Annotated in this window: 23 protein-coding genes; 9 read left to right on the top strand and 14 right to left on the bottom strand. The window is 57.5% G+C overall.

Features of this window, described 5'->3' with window-relative positions:
- Positions 1-142 precede the first annotated feature (142 nt).
- Positions 143-709 (top strand): DUF3047 domain-containing protein, encoded by a 567-nt coding sequence (locus FHJ80_RS07945; RefSeq protein WP_255303890.1) that lies wholly within the window; start codon positions 143-145, stop codon positions 707-709.
- Positions 710-843: 134 nt separating this feature from the next.
- Positions 844-2,112, top strand: a complete 1,269-nt coding sequence (locus FHJ80_RS17500) for a PAS domain-containing methyl-accepting chemotaxis protein (RefSeq protein ID WP_139526477.1) — start codon at positions 844-846, stop codon at positions 2,110-2,112.
- A 74-nt stretch (positions 2,113-2,186) separates the two neighbouring features.
- Here the strand turns inward: FHJ80_RS17500 and FHJ80_RS07935 are convergent, their stop codons facing one another.
- The 7 genes from FHJ80_RS07935 to FHJ80_RS07905 all read right to left on the bottom strand — a co-directional run bounded on the left by FHJ80_RS07935 (position 2,187) and on the right by FHJ80_RS07905 (position 8,912).
- Complete coding sequence (locus FHJ80_RS07935) at positions 2,187-2,837, bottom strand: peroxiredoxin (protein WP_139526476.1); 651 nt, start codon at positions 2,835-2,837, stop codon at positions 2,187-2,189.
- 102 nt (positions 2,838-2,939) lie between these two features.
- A complete protein-coding gene (locus FHJ80_RS07930) occupies positions 2,940-3,977 on the bottom strand; it encodes a CNNM domain-containing protein (RefSeq protein WP_139526475.1) in 1,038 nt (345 codons plus the stop codon).
- Positions 3,978-4,074: 97 nt separating this feature from the next.
- Positions 4,075-6,003 carry a diguanylate cyclase gene (locus tag FHJ80_RS07925; RefSeq protein ID WP_176558226.1) on the bottom strand — a complete coding sequence of 643 codons (1,929 nt, stop codon included), beginning with the start codon at positions 6,001-6,003 and terminating at the stop codon, positions 4,075-4,077.
- Between the two features lie 317 nt (positions 6,004-6,320).
- Positions 6,321-6,860, bottom strand: coding sequence for a TetR/AcrR family transcriptional regulator (locus FHJ80_RS07920; RefSeq protein ID WP_176558225.1), 540 nt, complete (start codon positions 6,858-6,860; stop codon positions 6,321-6,323).
- Between the two features lie 441 nt (positions 6,861-7,301).
- Positions 7,302-7,769, bottom strand: a complete 468-nt coding sequence (locus tag FHJ80_RS07915) for an S-ribosylhomocysteine lyase (RefSeq protein WP_139526472.1) — start codon at positions 7,767-7,769, stop codon at positions 7,302-7,304.
- Between the two features lie 51 nt (positions 7,770-7,820).
- Entirely contained in the window at positions 7,821-8,171 is a 351-nt protein-coding gene (locus FHJ80_RS07910; protein WP_139526471.1) for a putative quinol monooxygenase, read from the bottom strand.
- A gap of 63 nt (positions 8,172-8,234) precedes the next feature.
- Positions 8,235-8,912 carry a haloacid dehalogenase type II gene (locus FHJ80_RS07905; protein ID WP_139526470.1) on the bottom strand — a complete coding sequence of 226 codons (678 nt, stop codon included), beginning with the start codon at positions 8,910-8,912 and terminating at the stop codon, positions 8,235-8,237.
- A gap of 192 nt (positions 8,913-9,104) precedes the next feature.
- Between FHJ80_RS07905 and FHJ80_RS07900 the strand changes: the two genes are divergently transcribed.
- The 3 genes from FHJ80_RS07900 to FHJ80_RS07890 all read left to right on the top strand — a co-directional run bounded on the left by FHJ80_RS07900 (position 9,105) and on the right by FHJ80_RS07890 (position 13,215).
- Positions 9,105-9,794, top strand: coding sequence for a response regulator transcription factor (locus FHJ80_RS07900; RefSeq protein WP_139526469.1), 690 nt, complete (start codon positions 9,105-9,107; stop codon positions 9,792-9,794).
- On the top strand, positions 9,791-11,176 hold the full coding sequence (locus tag FHJ80_RS07895; RefSeq protein ID WP_139526468.1) for a sensor histidine kinase: 1,386 nt from the start codon (positions 9,791-9,793) through the stop codon (positions 11,174-11,176). The genes FHJ80_RS07900 and FHJ80_RS07895 overlap by 4 nt, the downstream gene beginning before the upstream one ends.
- Before the next feature lie 83 nt (positions 11,177-11,259).
- Entirely contained in the window at positions 11,260-13,215 is a 1,956-nt protein-coding gene (locus tag FHJ80_RS07890) for a TonB-dependent receptor domain-containing protein (protein ID WP_139526467.1), read from the top strand.
- Positions 13,216-13,295: 80 nt separating this feature from the next.
- Here the strand turns inward: FHJ80_RS07890 and FHJ80_RS07885 are convergent, their stop codons facing one another.
- The 5 genes from FHJ80_RS07885 to doeA all read right to left on the bottom strand — a co-directional run bounded on the left by FHJ80_RS07885 (position 13,296) and on the right by doeA (position 19,375).
- Positions 13,296-14,729: an aspartate aminotransferase family protein gene (locus tag FHJ80_RS07885; RefSeq protein ID WP_139526466.1), complete on the bottom strand. Its 1,434-nt coding sequence runs from the start codon at positions 14,727-14,729 to the stop codon at positions 13,296-13,298.
- 185 nt (positions 14,730-14,914) lie between these two features.
- Complete coding sequence (locus FHJ80_RS07880; protein ID WP_139526465.1) at positions 14,915-16,411, bottom strand: NAD-dependent succinate-semialdehyde dehydrogenase; 1,497 nt, start codon at positions 16,409-16,411, stop codon at positions 14,915-14,917.
- Positions 16,412-16,632: 221 nt separating this feature from the next.
- Entirely contained in the window at positions 16,633-17,109 is a 477-nt protein-coding gene (locus FHJ80_RS07875) for an Lrp/AsnC family transcriptional regulator (RefSeq protein WP_139526464.1), read from the bottom strand.
- Between the two features lie 8 nt (positions 17,110-17,117).
- Entirely contained in the window at positions 17,118-18,149 is a 1,032-nt protein-coding gene (doeB, locus tag FHJ80_RS07870) for a N(2)-acetyl-L-2,4-diaminobutanoate deacetylase DoeB (RefSeq protein ID WP_139526463.1), read from the bottom strand.
- 26 nt (positions 18,150-18,175) lie between these two features.
- The gene (gene doeA, locus FHJ80_RS07865; RefSeq protein ID WP_139526462.1) at positions 18,176-19,375 is read right to left on the bottom strand and encodes an ectoine hydrolase DoeA; all 1,200 of its coding nucleotides are present in this window, start codon (positions 19,373-19,375) and stop codon (positions 18,176-18,178) included.
- 312 nt (positions 19,376-19,687) lie between these two features.
- Between doeA and FHJ80_RS07860 the strand changes: the two genes are divergently transcribed.
- From FHJ80_RS07860 to FHJ80_RS07845, 4 genes are all read left to right on the top strand, one after another.
- A complete protein-coding gene (locus FHJ80_RS07860) occupies positions 19,688-20,623 on the top strand; it encodes a glyoxylate/hydroxypyruvate reductase A (protein WP_139526461.1) in 936 nt (311 codons plus the stop codon).
- Positions 20,624-20,778: 155 nt separating this feature from the next.
- Positions 20,779-21,423, top strand: a complete 645-nt coding sequence (locus FHJ80_RS07855; RefSeq protein ID WP_139526889.1) for a hypothetical protein — start codon at positions 20,779-20,781, stop codon at positions 21,421-21,423.
- Entirely contained in the window at positions 21,424-22,356 is a 933-nt protein-coding gene (locus tag FHJ80_RS07850) for a lysine exporter LysO family protein (RefSeq protein ID WP_139526460.1), read from the top strand.
- A 75-nt stretch (positions 22,357-22,431) separates the two neighbouring features.
- Positions 22,432-23,661 (top strand): nucleoside recognition domain-containing protein, encoded by a 1,230-nt coding sequence (locus FHJ80_RS07845; protein WP_139526459.1) that lies wholly within the window; start codon positions 22,432-22,434, stop codon positions 23,659-23,661.
- Between the two features lies 1 nt (position 23,662).
- Here the strand turns inward: FHJ80_RS07845 and FHJ80_RS07840 are convergent, their stop codons facing one another.
- Together FHJ80_RS07840 and FHJ80_RS07835 are read right to left on the bottom strand one after the other, a co-directional pair.
- Complete coding sequence (locus tag FHJ80_RS07840) at positions 23,663-24,676, bottom strand: asparaginase (RefSeq protein ID WP_139526458.1); 1,014 nt, start codon at positions 24,674-24,676, stop codon at positions 23,663-23,665.
- A 32-nt stretch (positions 24,677-24,708) separates the two neighbouring features.
- Complete coding sequence (locus tag FHJ80_RS07835) at positions 24,709-26,172, bottom strand: sodium:alanine symporter family protein (protein ID WP_139526457.1); 1,464 nt, start codon at positions 26,170-26,172, stop codon at positions 24,709-24,711.
- Between the last annotated feature and the right edge of the window lie 36 nt (positions 26,173-26,208).

Raw genomic sequence — 26,208 nt, 5'->3', positions numbered from 1 at the left:
GACCACTATGACAACGAAAAGAAAGCATCAAAACGGTATGTGCGGCACGTCTTGGCCATGTCTCATCATGACGTTCTTAATCAGCGTTAACATCACTCATCACGCCTCGGCGCAAGAAGTACGCTTTACACCAGAGCGAATCATGACATGGCCAACGCGCAGCTTCGCTGGGGAAACGCGCTACCGCGTGGTGGAAAAATTCGGCCAGCGCGTGCTTCAAGCAGACGCCTTGGGGCAAGCCTCCGCTCGCTATCTTGAGCGAACCATCGACCTAAACGCCACACCGTATCTGCACTGGTGCTGGCAAGTTAGCACTACCTACCCGGGGCTTGACGAAACGACCAAAGCGGGCGACGACTACCCCGCAAGAGTATACGTTGCCCGAAAAACAGGCCTATTGCCCTGGCAAGTGGAATCCGTGAATTACGTTTGGGCGTCTGAGCAGCCGCAGGGAGCTCATTGGCCCAATGCGTTTACTGACCGCGCTCAGCTTCTGGCACTGCAAAGCGGCGAACACAATGTCGGCCAGTGGCAGGCGGAAGTACGCGACGTGCGCGCCGACTATCGCTCCCTGTTCGGCAGCGCGCCCGATGAGATTCACGGCATCGCTTTAATGAGCGACGGCGATAACGCTGGCGGCAGCGCAATAGCTTGGTTCACCCACTTGGGGTTCTCCGCCGATGCCACCCCACCTACTTGCTCACACTAGTCAACATACGTTAAAACAGATACATCAGGCTACCCATGTGACATTTTGTATCACACTGATACAAAACAGTGTTTTCTATAAGAAACTGGTCTACTCTTAGCGGATTTATAATAACGTGATTGAGAGTCTGTCCCATGTTTAGCCCCTTCCCCTCTGATAACTTGCGCGACGCCCTGGCGCAACATACGGCCTGCATTTACTTCACTCCCGCAGGCATCATTCAAGATGCCAGCCCGCAGTTTCTGGAAACGGTGGGATACTCTCTGGCAGAGATCAAAGGCCAGCATCACCGTCTTTTCTGCTATCCAGAGGATACTCAGAGCGCAGCCTATGCCACCTTTTGGGAAGCACTCGCCGCAGGAGAGCGTCAGCAAGGTCGTTTCCGGCGCATCAATGCCCACGGTGAGGAAGTGTGGCTAGAGGCCACTTATGTACCTATTAAAAATCGTCGTGGCAAGGTCGTACAGGTGTTCAAAGTGGCCACTGATGTCACCGAAAAACACCAGCGTGCCGCCCGTGAACGCGCTATTTTACAGGCGCTGGATAGCTCCATGGCAGTCATCGAATTTACCCCAGACGGTTACATCTTGGATGCTAACCGTAACTTCGAGCAGGCCATGGGCTATTCGCTAGGTGACATTCGTGGCAAGCATCACCGTATGTTTTGTACGAAGGAGTTCTACCAGCAGCGCCCAGACTTCTGGAAACAGCTCGCCAACGGTGAGTTCAAGCAAGGCAAGTTCATGCGCTTGAACGCAAAGGGTCGCGTGGTATGGCTGGAAGCCACGTACAACCCCATCGTGGACGATGATGGCAAGGTGGTGAAGGTGGTGAAATTCGCCACGGACATTACCCGTGCCATGGAAGCATCCGAAGCCGCTCGCGCGACCGTGGGTAGCGCCCGCGTGTCGTCTCATCAGACCCAGCGCATTGCGCAAGAGGGACTCGAGCATCTGCGAAATGTCCTCTCTCACTTTCAGCATGCCAGCCACACGCTGGGAGACGCGCAGCGTCTGATTAGCGACCTAAACAAACAGGCAGAGCAAATCAACAAAACGGCCAACACGATTGCTCAAATTGCCAGCCAAACTAACTTGCTTTCCCTCAATGCTGCCGTGGAAGCCGCCCGTGCGGGTGAACAAGGGCGTGGTTTTGCTGTCGTGGCTAACGAGGTTCGCCAGCTCGCCCGAGGCTCAAGCGACGCCGTCAACGAGATCACCCGAGTGCTCAAAGAGAATAGCGCTCTGGTGCTGCGCACCACTGAGGCGATGCAACAGGTCGTGGAGCAGGGGCAAACCAGCCAGACCAGCGTGCAGGAGATCGAGGCGATCGTGAACGACATTCTTCAGGGGGCACAAAGCGTTTCTCACTCCATCGAACACCTGACGCTCGAACCTGCATGACGGTGACGCCCTATGAACACGAAAGCCCCGCCAGCTTGCGCTGACGGGGCTTTTAACACGTGCTATCGGCGTGCTTAACGCAGCTTGGTCTTGCGCAGGTAAGGCAGCACGGCATCAAACTCACCAAACTTCTGCTTGGCATCCTCGTCGGAGACACTGGGTGGAATGATGACATCCTGTCCGACCGTCCAATCCGCCGGGGTGGCGATGCCATGCTTCGCGGTGGTTTGCAACGCATCCAACGCCCGCAAAATCTCCGCAAAGTTACGGCCAACGGTCATCGGGTAGGTCATGGAAAGCTTGAGCTGCTTGTCCGGGCCGATGATGAAGACCGAACGCACCGTGGCGCTATCGGCGGGCGTGCGGCCATCAGGCAGGTAGGCATCTTCCGGCAGCATATCGAACAGCTTGGAGACCTTGAGACCTTCGTCGGCAATGATCGGGAAGCCGACGCTGCTGCCGCTCACGGTTTCGATGTCGCCCGCCCAGCGCTTGTGATCCTCTACACCATCGACGGACACACCGATGACCTTGGTGCCACGCTTTTCCCACTCGGCACTTAGCGTTGCGACGGCGCCGAACTCCGTAGTGCACACCGGCGTGAAATCTTTCGGATGTGAGAACAGAATCGCCCAGTTGTCGCCGATCCAATCGTGAAAACGGATCGGCCCGTGGCTCGTCTCTGCTTCGAAATCAGGCACGACTGCATTGATACGTAATGACATCGTTGCTCCTCGTTAAAATGAAGTGGTTCTCATACCTTATATGAATTTCAACGCCTTCACTATAGAACGTTTAGTGCTAAAGCAATGAAATGATGGCAGCGTTCACTCGGCCGGTTTTACCTCTTTCTCTTCGCGTTTGATCCGCTTAACCCAGCGCTGTTTTGCATAATGGCGCAAGTTCGCCACGCTATCGGTCTCATCGACGATATCTTGACCCAGGATGGTTTCGATAATGTCCTCCAGGGTGATCAGACCCACGAAGGTACCGTGCTCATCGTAGACCACGCGCATATGAAGGTGATCTTTCAACATGGAGGTGAAGACCTGCTCCACATTATTGGAGACGTCGACGCTGCCGATGGGATGCATCAATTCACGCATCGTCTTGGTGTCATCGGCGTGGTACATATCCGATTTATGCACATAGCCAAACGCCTGCTCGCCGTTATCCATCACCGGAAAGCGTGTGAATGGCGCCTTTCCGTACTGCTCGTCGAACTCGCTGACGGTCATGTTGGGTGGCACGGTCTCACATACGGTGCGTGGCGTCATAGCCTTGTTCACCGTAATATCGTGCAGGTTGAGCATGTTGATGATGGTGCGTGATTCGTCAGCATCCAACACCTCCTCTTCGAGCCCCACCCGCGCCAATACTTTAATTTCGTCACGCAAATCCACGTCATGTTCAGATTTACCTAGACGGCGAGTAATCTGCTCTGACATCCAAATGAACGGTAGTAAACCTACGATCATTGGATTGAGGAGTTTTGGCAATACAGGGGCCAAACCACGCCAGTAGGTCGCACCAATCGTTTTGGGGATGATCTCTGAAAGGATCAGAATCAACATGGTCATGACCGCAGACACGATCGCAATGGAAGACTCGCCGAACACCACCGCCGCCTGGGCACCGACAGCCGTGGCACCGACGGTATGCGCAATCGTATTGAGCGTCAGAATCGCCGCCAGGGGCCTATCGATATTGGTTTTTAACTTGGTCAGCGCGGTATGTAGCTTTGGATTGTCTTCTTTTTGCTTGGCAATATAGCTCGGCGTAATCGACAGCAGCGCTGCCTCAAGGATGGAACACAGAAAGGAAAACGCGATTGAAAGGGTAGCAATCGTGATGAGAAGGAACATGGAAGCTCTGGGTAGTGGGTGAAATAGCCTTATAGAGACTCAACAGTGGGCTGTCAATCATTAGCTTAGGCAATTCATTGCTGCACTGCTAGCCCACCTATGTAAAATGTGTCGATATGCTCGGCATGTGCCATCTCACCCGATTGCGTCCCTCTTTTTTGGCACGATATAGCGCCATATCGGCATGGCGTAAATCCTCTTCCCAATGTTCATCACTCCCGCAGGGGCTTACTTGGCAAGCGCCAATGCTCACTGTGACATGCACCGCCCCTTCACTGGTCAAAACAGGCTTTTCGGCGATCCCTCGCCGAAGTGTCTCTAGCGTTGGGGCGTCATGAGTGTCGCACAAGCAGACGCCAAACTCCTCGCCGCCCATACGTGCGACCAAGTCATCCGTACGTAACGAGTTGCTGAGACGATTGGCCACCTCCTTGAGTACCTCATCGCCTACATGATGTCCGTATTGATCGTTGATCGACTTGAAATAATCAATATCGATGACAGCAACAGTAAAGGTAAACCTCGCTTGTAAATAAAAGGCCATTGCGCGCTCCACAAAAGCGCGCCGATTTGGCAATGTCGTCAACATATCGGTTTCAGCAAGATAACGTAGCTGCTGTTCTGCATGATGGCGGGACTTTTCCACTTCCAAGGCGTAAAAGAGGGCGCCTAACGTATCTAAAAGTGGCTGAAAAAAGAGGGCGTCCTCGTCAGTGTAGTCGTCTTGTTTATTGGCGAGCCCTATCATACCGACAGTGTCATCGGCAATTTTGATAGGTAACCCTAAAAACCTCTGTAGCGGTGGATGCCCGGCAGGCGTACCGCGAGATGCATGATGCTGACGAGGGCGATTGGCAATCACGACATGACCACTGGTCACTACGTGGCCAAACAAATTGTCCAGATTGTTGAAAAACAGTTCGCCCCGTTGGTAAGCCCGGTACTGTTCATTGGTCTCCTCGCTCCAGCTAATGTTCGATAGGGCGTGGATAAACAGGGATTTCTCCCCGTCGCTTCGCACTTGCACCTGGCCGATCAGTCCAAACTGGCTCTCTGCGAGATATAACAGCTCATCGAAGATCAGTTCACAGGAGTGGCGAATGTCTTTTTCGCGAAGAAAAACGCTCTGGGCGCGGTTCATGAAGTTGAGTAGCTGCACCTGCTTTCGCTCCCGAAGCTCGGCGCTCTTTTTCTCCGAAATATCCCGCGTGATGCAGGTTAAACGCAGCGGCCTCCCTGCGCTGTCATTGGCCACCACCCGGCCATAGGAGTTGACCCACAGCCAATGGCCCTGGGCATGACGCATGCGATACTCGACATTCAATACACCGTCCTCCTGCGCCAAGAGCCGCCGGATAGCGTTATTGACCGACGTGAAGTCCTCCGAATGAATCAAACGTTTCCAGAAGCTGGAGCGACTCTCCACCTCATCGCACTCCAGACCCAGCATCTCACACCAACGCTGATTGAATACACTGTGATCGTTGGCTATCTCCCAGTCCCAAACGCCCACGTCAGCAGACTCGATCATCATGGCGAAATCACAATTGCTGATGCCTGATCTTTGCTTATCGATAAGATAAATGTAATCGCTAATGAAGTAACTCAGCGACTCCAAGAAACGTAGGTCTTTCTCAGACAGCGTATTGGGCCGGTTATCGATTAAGCAAACGGCCCCTACTTCGCGACCGCCTGCCGTGAGGGGCACGCCCGCATAAAAGCGTATATGCGGCGCTGCTAGCACCAGTGGGTTATCGCAAAAATCAGGATGTTGGCTGGCATCCTCGATCACAAGTGGAGCCCGTAAAGCTACCACGTGGCGGCAGAATGCATCCTCCAACGACGTAACATCTACGTCTAACCCTGATTTGGCGATAAACCACTGTTTCTGACCCAGAACGGAAACCAGCGCAATGGGAAATTCGAAAAAGTCTGCGACGGAAGCAATGAGCTTATCCAGTGCGTCGGTGTCGACGTCAAGAGACAACTTATAGTGACGAATGTGTTGCCAGCGCTTGTTGAGCATTACGTTATACCCTGGTGGCATCGACCCAGTTGCCCAAATCATAGGCTAGCTATACTTTATCTCGCGCCAGGGTAGCACTGTCAATTGGTAAAACGCCTCGTTTTCTAAGCACCATTACTTTCAGATGCTTACTTCAAAGAATTGATAATTTTTAACATTGATGAAACACATGGAGTGATACGACCAGTGTGCAATTAGGCTAAAACCTAAAGAGCAATGAAATAGCAAAAGAACCAAGCGGACACTTTTTATTATATGCTTCATCAAACATTTAGCTGCGCTGATAGGCGTACTGCACATGCACAAGTACGTGCACCTTAGCGACTCGCCAGCGTGCGTAATACATGTTCGACCTGCGCTTTCGCTTGCTGTTGATTGACACCACTTTTGAGTAGTAACCGCAGCCCTGACATAGAGAGCGTCAAGAAGTACGCCAAGCTGCCTGCATCATGTCCCGGAGAGATAGCGCCTTCTTGCTGTGCTTGTTCAATCACCGTAACGAAGAAATCGGTGATGGCCTGAACACTCTGCTTGGCCGCCTGGGCCTCTGCGCTGTCACCGTTACCCAACTCAGTGGCCGAGTTGAATATCAAGCAGCCCAACGCCGCTTGCTCGCTCTCTGCCTGCTCGGCAGTGCGTGTCAGTAAACAGTCGATAAAGTGCCAAGCGCTCTCTTGTTGCGCGAGCAATGTCGCTAGCTCTCCCAAAAGCTGATCCCGGTAACGTGTCAGCGCTTCGGTAAAAAGCGCTTCTTTACTGCCATAAGCATGATAGAGGCTACTGCGGGAAATATTCATGGCACTCAGCAAATCGCGCAGCGATGTATGATGGTAGCCCGAACGCCAAAAGGATTGCATAGCAGCGCTCAATGCGGTTTCTGGCTCATGCTGCATCGGTCTTCCAACACCCATGTATCTACCCCACTGCCTGTCTGACTCATTAGCGGCCTAATATACCATGGGCGGTCTCGTTTGCGCCGGGCGCCCTGCCACGCGTTATACGACAACTGTCGCAGTTTTGTTAAGGTAACGGCTGTACCCTGCTAATCGACGCCCCACGCTTGATGGCGTTTATGTGAAAACAAGCTTGGGTCCGTAAGGCAACAAGTGACTTTGCTAGTTAACTAGATGCACAACGCGACTAGGCAGAGCAACCGAAAATGAAGCCTTGTTAAAAGCGGGTAATGCGCACTATCGGGTGTTAAAGAGGCTCTTGGCCTACGCACCAAAGACGCTGCCCCCACACCAAAACGCCCCCAATTAAGGGGGCGTTTGGCGTTTTAGATTAACGCCAGGGTTTTAAGCAAAGACCTCGGTCCATTCACTGCGCTTGGCCAGCAGACCTTTGGCAAGCGCCTGAGCGCCTTCCAGGCTGTGGCTGGCGGCCCAGCCGCACTGCATCTCATTGCAGGCGGGTACTTCGGTAGCGGTGAGTACGTCGTTCAAAGTTCGTTCAATGATCGACAGCACGTCATCGTAATCATCGTGGTTGATCAGCGCGATGTAAAAGCCGGTCTGGCAGCCCATCGGGCTGATATCGACCACTTTATCCGTGTGATTGCGCGACATTTCCGCCATCAAATGCTCCAGGGAGTGCAGCGCAGGCATCTCCATATGCTCTTTGTTGGGCTGGCAGATACGCAAATCGTATTTATGGATACGGTCGCCGTTCTGGCCCTCTTTGATATCGGCCAAACGTACGTAGGGGGCTTTTACCTTGGTGTGATCCAGGTTAAAGCTTTCGACGTTCATCTTTTTCTCGGTCATATGGGCTCCATCATCGTTCGGTTTTGGTCGCCTATTCTACACGTTGTGCCCTCATGACACCTTGGGCGCATCAAAATTCCACGGCTCATCGGTGTAGACGCACACGTTGGCATCTTCGATATCGCCGTCGGGCGACTCAACGTGCTGGGCGAAGAACTCTTGAATTTCTTTGCGCTGGCAGTGCGCCTCGAACTCTTCACGACTGGCCCAAATCTCGTGAAACACGATGGGATAGCTAGTGCCCTGGGCAAACGGGTTATCGATTTGGCGGGTCACCGTGTAGTGCAGGCAGGCATCTTCGCGATGCGTATTAGGCTCCAGGCTCTGCAGCGCTTTGAAGACGGCTTCCTCTTTACCGGCTTTGGGTTTGAAGCTTGCGATGCAGTAGATTTTTTTCGACATGTCGTCTTACCCGTGATAACGAAAGCTGCCCCCATTATGGGGTCGATAGCGATGGATACCAACCTATCGCATCATGCGTTCTGCCAACGTCTCCAACTCGGGCACCGTCATATCGGGTTCGATCCCCCAAGGGTCGAACGGTGCATCCGAATGGCGACGTACCCAGGCACTGCGCAAGCCCGCATGGGTGGCACCAATCACATCGAACGGGTTACTGGAGATGAGCCATGTGGTTTCCGGCCGTGTCTCTAACCGTGTGCGAAGATAGGCGTAAACGGCGGGGTCGGGCTTGAAGCGCTTGATGGCGTCGACACTCACCACGGCGTCCATGTGACTTTTCACCCCGGCGCGCGTCAACAGCTGATTGACGGCGTCTTCGGTACCGTTCGAAAACGCCACGCAGCGAATACCGGCATCGCGCAGTCGATCCAGCGCGGGCACCACGTCGGGGAAAGCGGGCAGCTCAGCATAGACGGCCATCAAGTGGTCACGATCGTTATCCGACAGGCCGGTTTGCAGCGCGCGGTCGGTAAACACCAGCGCCTCGCGAGTACACTCGGCAAAGGGCACGTAGGCGCCCATCAGCCCATGGCGAAAGCTGTACTCGAGCTGTTTTTCCCGCCAGCGCTTGGCGAACTCTCCCGCCTGCTGCGCATCTTGCAGGCGACGTTCCAGCTCGATCGTCACGCCTTGGGTATCAATCAGCGTGCCGTATACGTCAAAAGCGAGTACCGGTTGCATGACAGGCTCCTTTTCAAACATTGATGGCTTTATGACGTTAAGCGTAGCGGGCTGGCCGAAAACCTCCATTAGCATGACATCTCACTTGGCCGTGAAAAGAGACCTCGCCTTGCGGTGTTCGTTTCATTACTTGCCAACAGTAATGCAAACAATCATTATTATCATTCGCCAGAACAATGCTCTTTATGGTTCATGATGCCTGCTCCTCACCACCTCTTATTGATCGACGATGACCCTATCCTTGGTGAGCAGTTGATCACGCTGCTCAGCCAGCGTAACTACCGCGTTACTCACTGCCTGGATGCCGACAGCGGTTTTCGATGTGTACAGGAAAACGATATCCATCTACTGCTACTGGACGTCCGACTGCCGGGTATGAGCGGCTTGGAGCTACTCGCAGTGCTGCGCGACAGGTTCTCCCTGCCCGTTTTAATGCTGAGCGCGTGCGGGGCCGAAGAAGAGCGCATCAAAGGGCTACAGCACGGCGCGGATGACTATTTGGCCAAGCCCTTCCACCCGCTCGAATTGGCGCTGCGTATCGACGCATTGCTGCGTCGCTCGGCCCCGCCACCCGCTGCCCAAGCGCAGTGCTTGCAGGTGGATGACCTCTCCCTTGACGCCTCTCGCACAGAGCTCAAAGTGGCAGGGCAAGCCGTCGAGCTTACCCCGCTACAGTTTCGTTTACTGTGGCTGTTGGCCCATCACCGAGGCAAAACGCTGAGCAAGACGTATCTCTATCATCGCCTGTTTCAGCGGGAGTACAGCCCCTATGACCGTAGCCTGGATATGCACGTCAGCCGCGTTCGTCGTAAGCTCAGCGGTGCCGGGTTCGACGCGCTAAGGCTGCAAACTCAGCACGGCAAAGGGTACTGCTTGCAATGAGACAGCGATTGCTATGGAAGCTGTGCGGCATCGTGGCGACCGGCGGCATTGCGTTAGTGGTCTCGACGTCACTGCTCGAGAAATGGGCAGAGCGCCAAATGAGCGTGATTGCCCCGCATCACCAACACACCTTGGCAAGCTGGGGCGAGACTGCCGAAGCCCTTTACCGCGAGGGCGACGACGCCGCACTCGCCGACTGGCTAGACGCACTGCAAGCCCAGGAGAACACCTGGGCAGCGGTGGTTACCTCCAGCGTAACGCCAGTGGCTGGGGGCACGCTCTCCGAACAGTTTCGAGAGGGTTATCGGTTGGGCCGGCTGATCGAGTGGCCGATTCATCTCTATTTTCCCGACAATCCCATCATGGACATCACCTTCGAAGGCGGCCACCGCCACTTTTTAATTACCCTGCCCCAGCGCATGCGCCCGGGTAGCCACTTGAGAAGCGTCATTTGGCTCGTCAATGGTGTTATCCCGCTTCTGACGCTGTTAGCCATTGGCTGGCTGCTGTATCGACACATTAGCGGGCCGCTGCGCTACCTGCGCGATGCCACGCAGGCCATCAGCGACGGTCAGCCTCATCCATCACCGAGCACGATGCCCCGTGACGACGAGTTAGGCGAGCTCATGCTCCGATTCGACGGCATGGCCAGCAAAACCCAAGCGACCATCGCTGCCCAGCGGCAGCTTTTGGCCGATCTCTCCCATGAAATTCGCGCGCCGCTGACACGCCTTGGCTTGGCGATCGAGCATATGAAAGCAGGCGCTAGCTCGCCTTCGTCCGTCGCTCGCCTGGAGCAGGAAAGTCAGCAGATGCGCCAGTTAGTCAATGATGCCCTAACGCTTGCTTGGCTGAGCCATGAGACACCGGTTTTGGGTACCGACACCTTTGATCTGGTCGACCTACTGGACGCTTTGTTGGACGACGCGCGTTTCGAGTACCCCGATCACCGCTGGAGCGTGTCGCTGCCGGAGAGCGCTCTGCTGTACCACTCTAGCCAGCGCGCATTGGGACAGGCGCTGGAGAATCTGTTACGCAACGCCTGCCACTATTCGTTGGCTACGTCACCGCCGCCCACAGTGACACTGTCTCTGACCCCCCAGCCGCGCGGCTATCGACTAACCCTGCGCGATAACGGTCCAGGCGTCGAGGCCTCGCAGTTACCGCACTTGTTTACCCCCTTCTATCGCACAGCCGATGCACGCCAACGCCGCCCAGAAGGCACGGGGCTAGGACTTGCATTGGCACTGCGTCATATCCATGCCGTGCGCGGCAACATCGTCACACGTAACCACCCCGAGGGTGGTTTGGAACACCTCATCACACTGCCGAGAGATGCAGCCCAGCAAGGCATCGACCTACCCGCACACGATCAGTTGTAACAGTTGTAAAAACGGTAGCCAGCCGCGCACACTCAAACGAGAATAATAATCAAATAGAAAAATATGGGAGCCTACTCGTTACCATGCAGCCAACCGCTCGCTTTCTTCGTCATCCTCTTACGCTAACCATCGCTACTCTGATGAGCAGCACCGCGTTTGCTCAATCGCCAGCGTCGCTGGATACCCTTCACGTCGTCGGGGAAGCGCCTCTCCATGGCGACAGCGTGGTAGAGGCCGAGACGCTGGAGCGCTACCAAGCCGACGATCTTGGCGATCTATTCGATCAAGACCCACAAATCAGTGTGGGCGGCTCGCTCGGCATCGCACAGAAGCTCTACGTGCGAGGCATCGAAGACCCGCTGTTGAACGTCACCATCGACGGCGCGGCACAAAGCGGCAGCCTGTTTCACCATACGGGCCGTATTGGTGTAGATCCTGCCCTGCTCAAGCGCGTCGAAGTCACCACGGGGGCCGGTCGTGCCACTGATGGCCCCGGTGCCCTAGGCGGCAGCGTTCGCTTCGTCACTAAAGACCCCGATGATCTACTGCGTGATGGAGAGCGCTTGGGCGGGCTATTGTCGGCGGGAGCGGGCACCAACCCAGAAAGTTATCGCGTGAGCACCACCCTGTTTGGTCGCGTCAACGACCAGTGGAGCGCCATGGGCACTCTCGTCGAACGCGACCAGCAACGCTATGAAGACGGCAACGGCAGCGAACAGACCGGCACCGAGGCCAATCAGCAGTTGGGCCAAGTGAAACTGCTAGGGGACTTCGGCACACAGCGTTTTACGCTCAGCCATGAGATTCGTCAGGACGAAGGCGAGCGGGCCCAGCGGCCTCAATGGGTCGTTAGCGGCTTCAATCGCCTGTACTCGCTGGATGCCGAGCGCCAAACCAGTACGCTGAATTACCAACTGCGCCCGCAGGGGCAATCATGGCTCGACCTGGAAGCCACGCTATACCACACCACGGCCGATGTGGAACAAAACGTCGCGGACCGCTGGGGACGTTATTTCGGCGAATCCGAGTCCACCGGGCTGACCCTTGCCAATACGAGCCGTGTGGGCAGCCACCGTATCGTTTACGGCATTGACTATCGGGATGACGAGGTCACCGCAGGTTACGAGGAAAACCCTACACAGGAACGCGAAAGCGGTGATATCGCCGGGATATTCGTACAAAACGACCTGCAGCTCACCGATGACGTTCGGCTGGGGATCGGCGCCCGGTACGACCGCTATCGCCTCACCGATAATAGCGGCCTCTCTTACCGCGAGGACGACATAAGCCCCAATATCGACGCCGAATGGATGGTCTCCGATCACGTCACGTTGAGCGCTGCCCATGCGCGCGCATTCCGCGGCCCGAAAGCCCACGATGCGTTCAAGCTCGAAGGCGCCGCCAACGCCCCGGATCTTCGCGGAGAACAGGCCCGTAACAGCGAAATCGCCGCGCGCTTCGAGCAGGGTCCTTGGCAACTCAGCGCGGAGCTGTACCGTTCGACCATTGATGACGTCATTGCCGACCCCCTGGGCCGCCCTACCCTGTATCAGAACGTCGGCGATCTTGAATCCAACGGTTATGTGCTCAGCGCGAATTACCAGTGGGCATCGCTGTCCGCCGGGCTGAGCTTCCATCACAATGATATCGAGCTGAATGGCCAGCCGCTGACCGTTTATGAGTACAACGGTATTGGTAACACCATCGGCAATACCTGGACGGCAAACGTCGACTACCAAGTCAATCGCGCCTGGCAGGTGGGCTGGCGTGGCCAGTTCGTCGAGGGCATTAGCGCCTTGGAGACCTCGGTGGGCACCATTGGCAAACCGGGGTATGGCGTACACGATGCCTATGTCCGATGGCTTCCCACCCAAAGCGAGGACTTAGCGGTCACGCTAACCGTCAACAACTTGCTGGATAAGCAGTATCTGGACCATGCCAGCAACGCAGACTTCGAGCACCTCCCAGGCTATGAGGGCATCGTAGGGCTGGCCGAGCCCGGGCGCGACGTCCGTCTGGGCGTCGACTACCGGTTTTAATCCCAGTGTTCACTACGTACTGAAACGACACTGCCCGCAGCAAGCGGGCAGTGTCGTTGGTCGAGTTATGCGTTCAGGCGTTAAATCGTGAAGGCGGCTTCCTGCTGGCCGGTTTTCAGGTCACCCGCGCGCACCAGCTCATCGGTCACGCGGTCGATGGCGCGCTTGGCACGACCGATCATCTCGTCCACTTCGCCACGGTTGATGGTCAGCGGCGGCGCGAAGCCGAGAATGTCGCCCTGAGGCATGGCGCGGGCAATCAGATTTTCTTCCATAGCCGCTGCCGCCACCCGAGGGCCGACTTTCAGCGTGGGGTCGAAGTGCAGGCGCTGCTTGGCATCCGGTGAAAACTCCAGCGCCGCCATCAGGCCTACGCCGCGCACGTCGCCCAGCAACGGGTGGCCTTCGAAGGTCGCTTTCAGCTGCTGCTGGAAGTAAGCGCCGGTTTCTGCTGCGTTGCCCACTAGGTTTTCGCGCTCGATGATATCCAGGTTGGCAAGGCCAGCAGCACAGCCCAGGGCATGGCCAGAGTAGGTCCAGCCGTGGCCGATGGGGCCGAATTCACCGGTGCCCTGCTCCAGCACTTTCCATACCTTGTCGCCGACGATGACGCCGGACAGCGGCTGGTAGGCACTGGTCAGGCCTTTGGCGATGGTGATCAGGTCTGGCTTCATGTTGTAGTGGTGGCTGCCGAAGTCGGAGCCGGTACGGCCAAATCCACACACCACTTCGTCGGCAATCAGCAGCACGTCGTACTTGTCCAGCACCGGCTGAATCGCTTCCCAGTAGCCTTCTGGCGGCGGCACAATACCACCGGTGCCTAGCACCGGCTCGCCGATGAAGGCGGCCACGGTGTCCGGACCCTCTTCCAGAATCATCGCTTCGAGCTTGTCCGCGCAGTAGGCGGAGAATTCGAGCTCGGTCATGCCGTGTTGTTCGGCGGCACGCAGGTAGTAGTGCGGCGCTTCGGTATGACGGATGGTTTCGATGGGCAGATCGAAGTGGTCGTGGAACGCCTTCAGGCCGGTCAGTGAGCCAGACGCGATGCCGGAGCCGTGGTAGCCGCGCATACGCGAGATGACCTTTTTCTTCTGCGGGCGGCCCAGCACGTTGTTGTAGTAGCGCACGATCTTGAGCTGGGTTTCGTTGGCGTCAGAGCCGGACATGCCGTAGTAAACCTTGGACATGTTGAGGCCCGCGATTTTCAATACGCGCTCGGACAGCTCGATTTGCGGCTCGTTGGAGTGGCCGACGTAGGTGTGGTAGTAGGAAAGCTCAAGCGCCTGCTTGTAAATCGCTTCCGCCACTTCGGTGCGGCCATAACCGATGTTGACGCAGTAAAGGCCCGCAAAACCGTCGATGAACTCACGGCCATCTTTATCCACGATGTGGATGCCTTTACCGCCGGTAATCACGCGGCCCGGCGCATCGCCATGGGCGAAATCACGCAAATGGGTAGAGGCGTGGAAGGTGACTTTGCGGTCGCGTTCGATCAGGTCCTGATGCAAGCTCATAACGTTCTCTCTGTACGATACGCCTTTCACATATTAGAAAGGCTTCAATTCAATAGTACTGGGGCCAGCGGGGCTGGATAGGGGCTAAGCGAACCGTCTTTTTCAGGGATGAAAAAGCCGAGCGCCCAGGGATGGGTGTACAGCGTGTTCGTGTGCCCCTATCCAGCCATGCACAATGGCGATATTTAACTACCCGATACGGAACCCAGCGCCCCCAGGCAGTAGTACTTCGTTTCCAGGTACTCATCGATGCCCGTCGCGCCACCTTCACGGCCAAGGCCGGACTGTTTGACGCCGCCGAAAGGCACGGGCGGGCCGGTCATCTTCACCGAGTTGACGCTCACCATGCCGTACTCCAGCGCGCGCATCAGCTTCCAGATGCGGCGAATATCGTGGGTATAGATATACGCAGCCAAACCATATTCGGTGTCGTTGGCCATCTCGATCACTTCGTCGTCGCTACTATAAGCGGTAATGCCGGCCACGGGGGCAAAGTTCTCTTCCCGCCATACTTTCATTTGCGGCGTTACGCCCGTCAGCAGCACCGGCATGAAGAAGTTATCGCCCGGCGCTTGGCTTTGGTCACCCGCGATCAGGGTGGCACCTTTCGAAATGGCATCGTCCACAATCGCAGCAGCCTTTTCCACTGCCTGGCGATGAATGAGCGGGCCAAGGTCGACTTCGCCGTGCAGGCCGTTACCCACGGTAAGCGACGCCATACGCTCGGTGAACTGGGCCACGAACTCATCGTGAATCGATTCGTGCACCAAAATCCGGTTAGCCGCTAGGCAGTCTTGCCCCGCCGTTTGGAACTTCGCGGCCACCGCCGCATAGGCGGCTTCTTTCGGGTCCATATCCGGTCCAACGATGAACGGTGCGTTACCACCCAGCTCCAGCGAAAGACGTTTTACCGTATTGGCGCTCTGTTCGATGAGCAGGCGGCCCACGCGGGTGGAGCCGGTGAACGAGAGCGCACGAATGCGCGGTTCGCTGCATAAAATCTTGGAGACTTCCGCAGGGTCACCCAACACCACGTTGAAGATACCCTCCGGAATGCCCGCACGCTCGGCAAGCTCGGCCAGCGCCAGTGCCGAAAAAGGCGTCTCGTTGGCGGGCTTCACGATCACCGGGCAGCCTGCGGCCAGCGCAGCGGCGGCTTTACGGGTGATCATCGCCAGCGGGAAGTTCCAGGGTGTGATCATCGCCGCAATGCCCACCGGCTCCTTGATGGTGCCGAGCGATGCATTGGGAATGTGGCTTGGGATGGTTTCGCCGTAGGTGCGTTTGCCCTCTTCGGCGAACCAACGCACGAAGCTGGCACCGTACTCCACCTCACCACGAGCATCCGGCAGCGGTTTACCCTGCTCCAGCGTCATGATAGTGGCCAGGTCTTCACGGTTGGCTTGAATCAGGTCGTACCACGCCAGCAGGCGTTCGCAACGCTCATCGGCGCGCAGGGCGCGCCAGTGGACGAAGGCCGCTTCCGCTGCGTCCACCGCCGCGGTGATTTGAGCCGCCTCTAGCAGAGGAATATGACCAATGGCCTCATTCGTCGCGGGGTCAACCACCGCTTCTTCGCGGCCACCCTCGCCATGGGTCCATTTGCCATTCACATAGGCGTACTGCCGAAACAGGCGCGGATCTTCCAGACGTTTCACGAGCGTGGTGGATAGTGTGGTCATGAGTATCTCCCCAGGTGCAGCCAGTACGGTGAAGCCAGCCAACGGCGACACACCGTGTACATCGAAAGAGCCATTAACGGCGGTTAAGGCCGTGTGGAATCTATGTGCCTAGCGTAAGGGAGAACCATCACGAAGTGTTTTCGAAAGCGCCGGAGATTTCCGGCACTTTTTTTGTGGCAGGACGATTTAAATCGGTTTTTTTTGGCAGCCAATAAACGTAGCTACAGTGCGGCGCTGGTATCGATGCCGATGGGCTGATGCTTGACCGTTTTCGTCACGATATAGGTGAAGTAACGCTCGATGCCCGCCTCGGAGACCAGCCACTTATCCATTAGGCGCTGATAGCTGTCGATGCTGCGGGCCTCGAACTTGACCAGATAATCCACCCCGCCGCCGACGGCCACGCACTCGGTCACTTCGGGGGTTTGCATCACCAGGGCTTCGAAGCGGGCAAAGCTATCGGCGTTGTGCTGTTTGAGTTCGATCTGCACCCACACGGGGTTGCGCGGTACCAACACGTCGGCATTGATGCGCGCGGTGTAGCCCTCGATCACCCCAGCCTTTTCAAGGCGCTTCACCCGTTCCCAGCAGGGGCTAACGGACAGGTTAATCGCCTCGGCCAGTTTGGATTTGGTGATTCGCCCATCCCGAGAGAGGATATCAAGGATTTTGAGATCAAAACGGTCCAGTTTCATCATGCCGGGGGCTACGCCTCCAGGCGTTCGACAACATCGGCGATCACCGCCAGGGTATCCCCCATATTGATCAGTGACGGCGCACGGCGAGCCATGAGAATGCCGTCACGCTCAGCTTGGTAGGCCACCGGAGCCGTGCCGCTGCGGGTCATGTCGTAGACATAGGCGATGGTTTGACCCTTCTTCACTTCATCCCCCAGGGCCACTAACAGTTCCAACACGCCGGAGTGTTGGCTCTGAACGTAGCAGCTGGCATCGGGCATATCGAGGTACATCTGCCCACCTTCGGGCATCTCAACATCACCCGCTACTAGGCCGTAATGAATCAAGAAGTTGCGTACGCCACGCTCGGCAATGGCGATGCTTTGCGGTGTAGAGGTGCCGCCGCCGCCCAGCTCAGTGGCTACAAACACTTTGCCCTGGCGCTCGCAGGCAGTGTCGAACAGCTTTTCGGCATCCAGCTCGAACATCACCATGGCGTAAGGCGCACCAAAGGCCTTGGCACCTTCCAAGGCGGCCTGCTGCTGCTGTTTGTCATCCAACACATGAGAGGCACCAAACGGCAGGATATCCAGCGTGCGGCCGCCGGAGTGCAGATCGAGCACCACATCGCTCATGGGCACCAGTACGCGGGTGAAGTAGTCGGCGATTTGCGAAGTCACCGTGCCGTTGGGGTCACCGGGAAAGCTGCGATTCAGGTTGCCCTTGTCCATCGGCGAGGTGCGTTTGCCTGCCATGACCGCCGGGGTGTTCATGCAGGGTACGATGATGACGCGGCCGGTCACGTCCTCTGCTTTGAGCGTCGAAGAGAGCTTGAGTAGGGAGGTAATCCCCTCGTACTCATCGCCGTGGTTCCCCCCCGTCAACAGCGCCGTGGGGCCTTCGCCGTTTTTCACCACCGTGACGGGAATCATCACCGCGCCCCAGGCCGACTCATCGGTGGAGATCGGCAGTTTTAAAAAGCCGTGCTGAACGCCGTCGGCGTCGAAATCAACGGTGGCAGCAATAGGGCTTGGGCGCAGTGAGTTCGGTTGAAGCGTCATTGTGTGTCCCTTGTGTTGTCACGCAGCTACTTGACGAACAGCTGGCGGGGGAAGTTTGCCAGCGTTTCGCAGCCGTCTTCGGTAATCAGTATGCTTTCGGTAATTTCCAGCCCCCAGTCATCGACCCACAGGCCTGGCATGAAGTGGAACGTCATACCGGGCTGCAGGATCGTTTCGTCCGACGGGCGTAGGCTCATGGTGCGCTCGCCCCAATCGGGGGGATAAGAGATACCGATGGGGTAGCCACAGCGTGCGCCGCCGCGGTCAAAGCCGTACTTGTCCATCGCCGCGCCCAGCGCCATGGCGATATCGGCCGTGCGGTTACCGGGTTTGGCCACCGCCAATCCGTGCTCGATGCCTTCCAGCAAGGCCGACTCGGCGCGGATGAAGTCGGTGGGCGGCGTGCCGAGAAACACGGTCCGAGACATGGGGGCATGGTAGCGTTTGAACACCCCGGCAATTTCGAAGAAGGTGCCCTCGCCGCTGCGAAAGGGCGTGTCGTCCCAGGTCAAGTGTGGAGCAGCGGCGTCTTTACCGGTGGGCAGCATCGGTACGATGGCCGGATAGTCACCACCAAACACCTTGCCGTTCTCGTCCACGAAGCCTTCGATACCGACGCGATAGATTTCAGACACCAGCTTGCTCTTCGGCAGTCCTGGCTCGATCACCTCTAGAATGCGTGAGTGCATGCCTTCGACGATTTTGGCCGCCACGCGCATATAGGCGACTTCTTGCGGTGACTTGATCGCCCGGCACCAGTTGACCAGCGCATTAGCATCCATGAAGCGTGCGTGTGGCAGCTCCTTGAGCAGGCTTTGGTAGGCTTTAGCAGAGAAGTAGTAGTTATCCATCTCCATACCCACCACGCCGGTGTGCCAACCGCGGTCGGGCATGATCGACTGCGCCAGATACTCCATCGGGTGCATGTCGGGGTTCTGTACGTAGTAATCCGGGTAGTAGGTAATGTTGTCTGGATGAATCCAACAGGTGCGCAGCGCGCCGTTGGCATCCATACGTCGCCCAAACCACACCGGCTCGCCTTCCAGCCCTACCAATACACACTGGTGAACATAAAACGACCAGCCATCGTAGCCGGTTAGCCACGCCATGTTGGAGGGATCGCTGACGATCAGTACATCGATGCCGCGAACGGCCATTTCGGTACGCACCTTCCAAAGGCGGTTTGCATACTCTTCACGAGTGAAAGGCAGGGAAACCTCAGTCATCGGGCAACTCGCCATCAAAGATCACTAAGAACCAGCGCGAGCCGCAAGGACATGCCGCACTGGGCCACAGGATCGACCTGGCCACCGCCGCTGTTGGCCCGCCAATGTCGTCTTAAGCCGATACTAGCACCCACCCTTGGTTGCCGGTCAAAACCTTTATGACAAAAATTTCATATGCCGTTAACGTTGTATACATCGAGGTGTTAACAGCGCTCTTACTCCTTGGCACAAGGCGCTCTACGGGTTGCGAACTCGTAAGACTCTCACCCATGATAGTGAATGACGGCATTGGCTAGATGACGAGGAGATCATATGAAAATTGTCGTGCATATCGACGACGCGGCCCAGTGGCAGAACGCCATTGCCCAAGCGCTACCCCACGCGGACGTCGTGACGAGCGACGCTCCCCCTAGTGAGCGCGCCAATGCCGATTACCTCGCGGTGTGGAAAGCGCCCGCGCATCTCTTCGAGGAACAAACCCAGCTGAAGGGAATTATCAACCTGGGAGCCGGCGTCGATCATTTGCTCAAGACGCCTGAACTACCCAAAGACGTGCCCATCGTCAAATTGCGTGATGCCGGGATGAGCGAGCTGATGGCCGACTATGTGCTCTACGGCGTGCTGTATTTTTATCGCAGTATGGATCGTTACGCTGCGCAACAATCCAGCGCTCGTTGGCAGCCCCAGACAGTGCCGGATAAAGCAAACTGGCCAGTCGGCGTATTAGGGCTGGGCGCCATCGGTAGCTACGTCGCCAGTGCACTCCAGCAAGCAGGCTTCCCCGTTTTGGGCTGGAGCCGAACGCCCAAGCACATCAACGGTGTGCGCTGCTTACATGGCGATGAGGGTCTGAACGACCTGTTGAGCCAAGTACAAAGCGTGGTGACGATCTTGCCTGACACCGCGGCAACCCGGCACATTCTCGACGGCGAGCGGCTGGCCCAACTGCCTAAAGGGGCCAGTGTCATCAATCCAGGTCGCGGTAGCCTGATCGACGAACAGGCGCTGCTCGATGCGTTGGGTCAGGACGAGCGTTCAGGCCATCTGCGCGGCGCGCTACTGGATGTGTTCGATAAAGAACCCTTGCCCGCTGACCATCCGCTATGGCGGCACCCCAAGGTCATCGTCACGCCTCACATGGCGGCCCCCACACCGCTGAACGATGCCATCGACCAGGTCATCTCCTACCTGCATGCCTTCGATGCAGGAGAGCCGGTCGCCACCGTCGATCCCAAGCTGGGCTACTGACGGCAAGTAGCCCGCTCGCTATACTCACCCAAGGAACCAAGCGCTTGCTAAAGGCTCTTAGGACGACACACTGTAGGGAGGAAGAGCCTTTGCAACACACATTCGCTCGTAACACACGGCACGGCCTAATGGGCGCTACACTGACTGCCGCGCTGATGACGACCAGCGCCGCCGCGCTTGCCGATGACAGCGCTTCCTTGGCCTCTCCTCAGCCATTCGAGGCGCAGTACCGGCTTGACATTCGCGGCTGGCCGAGCGCCAACATTACCCATACGCTCACGCATGAAGGCTCGCATTGGCTGAGCGACATGAGTTTCTCCATTGCCGTCGCCCGAGGTAACGAGCGCAGTCGTTTCTACATCGATGATGGCGACACACACTCTTTGCTTTATAACAGCAGCTACTCTCTCTTCGGCGTCGGCGACAGCTATCAGCTCAACCAAGACGACATTCCCTCCATCGATCGTCAAGCCGCCCTGTTCGACCTCTCCCGCCGGGCTGGCACAGAAGGCTGCACCGAGAGCAACCCCTGCGATATCGACTTCGTGGATCACCGTGGGCGCGACGAACACTTCCAGTACTTCGTGAACGAGCCCACTACAGCCCGTGTGCCTGCCGGTGAGTTCGACGCCAAGCAGGTCACGCTGATCGATGCTGAAAAGCCCGATCGGCATTTGCTGATCAACTTCCATCCTGACTGGCCGGGGCTCATCCTCTCAGCCACCTATGAAAAAGAGGGGCGCCGACAAACGACGCTCACCATGACCCAGTTCACCCCTGCCGAGGATAACGCGCCCTAAATGCTGTCTGGCCTATTGATCGTTTTACTGCCGCTGTTTTTGGGCTACTTGGTACGCGTTGGCTCATCAACTTTACTCAACCTGATCAACCGAGCCGTTAGCAGCTCGGTATATGTGATCCTGCTGTTGATGGGCATCAGCCTTGCCGGTCTCGACAACCTAGGCAGCCAGCTCTCTCGTTTGGGGGGCAATGCCCTGCTGCTGTTTAGCATGACCACCCTATTTAACCTAGCGGCGCTATGGTGGCTGTCACGGCGGGTACGACTCAGCGCGGGCGGCTCGCCAGTGGTGAAAGATGCCCCCACCAGTAAACTCGCCGCGATGCAGGGCTCGTTAATGTTAGTGGGAGTGGTCGCCGCGGGTGTCACTGCAGGTCTGCTGCTGGGGCCTAGGGTTGGCGAGGCGCTATTCACCACGGCTGACCGGCTGGCGGAGTGGGTGCTCTACCTGCTGTTGGCGTTGATTGGCTGCCAGTTACGCAACTCCGGCATGCCATTGAAGCAGATTTTGCTAAACCGCTTGGGGCTTGCCATTGCCATCACGCTGGCGCTGAGCTCGCTGCTGGCGGGACTGGCCGCCGCGCCGCTGCTCTCGCTTAGCTGGAACGAAGGATTGGCCCTGGCTTCTGGGTTTGGATGGTACTCGCTGTCGGCCATCCTGATTGGCGACCAGCTCGGCCCTTTGATGGGCGGCGTGGCGTTCTTCAACGACCTCACCCGCGAGCTGCTGGCGTTCATTTTGATTCCCTTGGTCATTCACCGCCACACCGCGCTAGCAATTGGCTACGGCGGGGCCACCTCCATGGACTTCACCCTGCCCGTCATACAGCAGCACGGCGGCGTGGCCTGCGTGCCGATTGCGGTGGTTAGCGGTTTTATCCTGTCGCTGCTGTCGCCTCCGCTGATACTGTTTTTTCTTTCGCTGTCGGGTTAGCGCGTACGGGCGCTCCTTGGGTAGGATACGCAGCAAGTGCTCTGCTTTATTCATCACCAAGGACGCCCACCCGCCATGCTCAACGGAATTTGGTTAAGTTTTTTCATTGCCGCCTTTGCGGCATCGCTTTGGCAGTGGCTGGTGGGTGGCGACAGCGAGGTGTTTGCCCGCCTAGTGCAGTCGCTGTTCGATATGGCGAAGGTCAGCGTCGATATCATTCTGGTGCTGCTGGGCACCATGACGCTGTGGCTGGGGTTTCTGGCCATTGCCGAAAAGGCGGGCTTGATACGCCTGCTGGGGCGAGTGCTCGACCCGCTGTTCTGCCGATTGATGCCCGAGGTGCCCCGCGGCCACCCAGCCATGGGCCTGATCAGCATGAACTTTGCCGCCAACATTCTGGGGCTGGACAACGCTGCGACGCCGATTGGCATCAAGGCGATGCACTCGCTGCAAACCCTGAACCCCAGCCGCGATACCGCCAGCAATGCGCAAATTCTGTTTCTTGTACTGAACACCTCGTCGCTGACCCTGCTGCCCGTCACGATCTTCATGTACCGTGCCCAGCAAGGGGCGGACGAGCCAACGCTGGTCTTTCTACCGATCCTGTTGGCGACAAGCGCCTCCAGTCTGGCAGGGCTGTTAGCCGTGGCGATCATGCAGCGCTTGAAACTATGGCAGCCGGTGGTGTTGGCCTATCTGTTAGCCGCAGCACTCGCGCTGGGCCTGCTGATGACCACACTCGCCGGGATGTCCGCCCAGGCACTGGCGGCAGCGTCTACTCTGGTCGGCAACCTAACGCTATTTAGCATCGTGATACTGTTCTTGATGGTTGGGGCGCTACGCGGCGTCAAGGTGTACGACGCTTTTATCGAAGGGGCTAAAGAGGGCCTGAGCTTTACCATCACCCTACTGCCCTACCTGATTGCCATGCTTGTCGCGGTGGGTGTGCTGCGCGCCAGCGGCGTGCTGGATGCCGGGCTTGGCGGTATCCGCTGGCTGGTGGAGGGCATTGGCTGGGATATCCGCTTCGTGGATGCGCTGCCCACCGCCTTTGTGAAACCGCTTTCTGGCAGTGGCTCCCGTGCCATGATGATCGAAACCATGAACACCTTTGGGGTCGATAGCTTTCCTGGGCTACTGGCCGCGACCTTCCAAGGCAGCACCGAAACCACGTTTTACGTGCTGGCGGTTTACTTCGGCGCCGTGGGCATTAGCCGCATTCGCCATGGGTTGGGATGCGCCCTGGTCGCCGATATAGCAGGCATCACCACCGCCATTCTGGTGTGTTACTGGTTCTTTGGCTGAATCAGCAAGACCGTTCGCCACGAATCGCTGCGCTGAGTGCTTTGCGCAGCGCTGGCCCGGAAAGCCCACGGCCAAGCAGAACGATGAGCTTGGCCACGGCGGCTTCCAGCGTGATGTCTCCTCCAGCGATCACGCCCGCCTGATTGAGCGCCGCCCCGGTGGCGTAGGCGCCTTGAATGACCTCCCCCTGAGCGCACTGAGTGACGTTGAGCAGCGCCACGCCCCGCTCATGGGCTGCCTTCAAGGCGTCGAGCAGTGCACCGTCAAAGCTGGGCGGGTTCCCCACGCCGTAGCTGTGTAGCACCACACCTTTCAGCGTGTCGTCTGCCAGTAGCGCTTTTGCGCGCGTTAGCGACATGCCTGGGTGTAGCGATAGCACCGCTACCGCCTCGTCATCGAGTTCGATGGGAGCAAAGTTGGGCTCCCCGCTGAGCAGCGCCGAGGGCTGGGGAAAGGTGATGCCAATGCCGATCTCGGCCAGCCAAGGGAAGTTGGGTGAGTCGAAAGCATCCAGACCTTGCGTGCGCACCTTACGGGCGCGATTGCCGCGCAGTAGCCGGTCATGAAAGAGCAGGCTCACTTCGCAGGGCGTTGCCGGATGAGCCGCTAACTGTAATGCGCTGACCACATTGTTCAGCGCGTCACTTCTTGGCTCACCCAGCGGAATTTGGGAGCCGGTGAAGAGCACCGGCTTGTTAATCGCACCGAGCATGAACGACAGCGCCGCCGCGCTGTAGGCCATGGTATCGGTACCGTGCAGGATGACGAGCGCATCGTAACGCTGCCAGTGCGTTTCCAGCACGGCCACGAGGCGATTCCACGCCTCGGGCATCAGCTCAGCGCTGTCGATCAGTGGCTGTATTTCAACCACCTCGAAGACAGGCAGCCGATAAGGATCACCTACGGCCAAGTGCGCCGCCAAGCGCTCGGCCAGCCCCGCGCTGGGCACGTACCCTTGGGGCGAGGGTTGCATACCGATGGTGCCGCCCGTATAGAGGATGAGGACGCGGGGCATGGGTTCTCCTTATGAGCTGAAAAGAAGCGAACTTACTTCGCTAGCGCACTTTCCAGGCGCTGTTTTAGCGCTTCGGCCTCTTGGGGCTCCAGCTCCCACGCTTTGGGGTCCAGGTCGAGATCCGGGTGCTGGTTGGCGTCGAAAATCGGCTGTTCGATGCCCTGACGGCGCTGGCTGTCAAAATCCTTCATAATGCGCAGACCGCATTTGAACAGCAGAATGAGCGCCACGAGGTTCACGACCGCTAAGAGGCCCATGGTGACGTCGGCAAAACCGAACACGGTGCCTAGGTCGGTCGTCGCGCCCCAGCACACCAGCAGCACGATGGCCACGCGGAAGGCGTTGAACAGATTCTGGTTATCACGGCTGAAGAAGTTCAGGCTGTTTTCGCCCAGGTAGTAGTTGTACAAAATGGTGCTGAAGGCAAACAGCAGCAGCGCTAGGCTCACGAAGGTGCGGCCCCACTCACCCACATGGTCTGCCAGAGCAGCTTGGGTCAACGCAATACCTTCGACACCCGCACCAGCAGCCGGGTCATACACGCCACTAAGCAGAATCAGAAACGCCGTGGCCGAACAGATGATGACCGTGTCGATAAACACCGAGAACGCCTGAACGATCCCCTGGTTGGCCGGGTGCGGCACGTAGGCAACGGCGGCCACGTTGGGCGCACTGCCCAAGCCCGCTTCGTTGGAGAACAGGCCGCGCTTCAAGCCCATCATGATGGCCGCGCCAATACCGCCGCCCACCAGCGGCTCCAAACCAAAGGCGCTCTTCACGATCAGCGCGATCACGCCAGGAATCTCAGTGATGTTCAACGCAATGACCAGCAGCGCCACAGCGATGTACCCCACGGCCATGAACGGCACCAAAAATTCGGAAATTCGGGCAATCCGCTTGATACCGCCAAAGATGATCAGCCCCACCAGCATGGCCAGCGCGATACCGCTGTACAGCACCGGCACGCCAAAGGCATCGCCAAAGGACGTGGCAACGGCATAGGACTGTAGGGCTGTAAAGGCAAAACCGAAGGTAATCAGCAGCAGAACCGAGTAGAACGCCGCCAGCCAGCGCCACTGCTTGCCCAGGCCTTTGACGATGTAGTACGCCGGGCCGCCACGGTAGGTGCCGTCGCCCTCGGCCTCTTTATAGGTTTGCGCCAGCGTACACTCCAGAAAGCTGGTGGCCATGCCCATTAGGCCGACGAGCCACATCCAGAAAATGGCCCCAGGACCGCCCAGCGTAATCGCCACGGCCACACCGGCAATGTTGCCGCCACCCACACGACCCGCCACCGACAGCACCAGCGCCTGGAACGAGCTCAAGTGGCCGTGCTGGTTACGCTTGAAGGCTTGTCCTGTGCCCAGGATGCGGAACATTTCACCAAAATAGCGAAACTGTACGAAGCGGGAGGCAACGGTAAAACCGATCCCCACTCCCACCAGTAAAACAAGTAACACCTTCCCCCAGAGGAGGTCATTGAGCATATCGAGCATGGAGTACTCTCCGCGTTATTATTGAGCGTTATGTTG

The sequence above is a fragment of the Halomonas sp. BL6 genome (genome assembly GCF_006228115.1).
Lineage (GTDB): Bacteria > Pseudomonadota > Gammaproteobacteria > Pseudomonadales > Halomonadaceae > Vreelandella > Vreelandella piezotolerans.
Note: the sequence above shows the minus strand (reverse complement) of the source record. Positions and strands in the feature narration are given on the sequence as shown.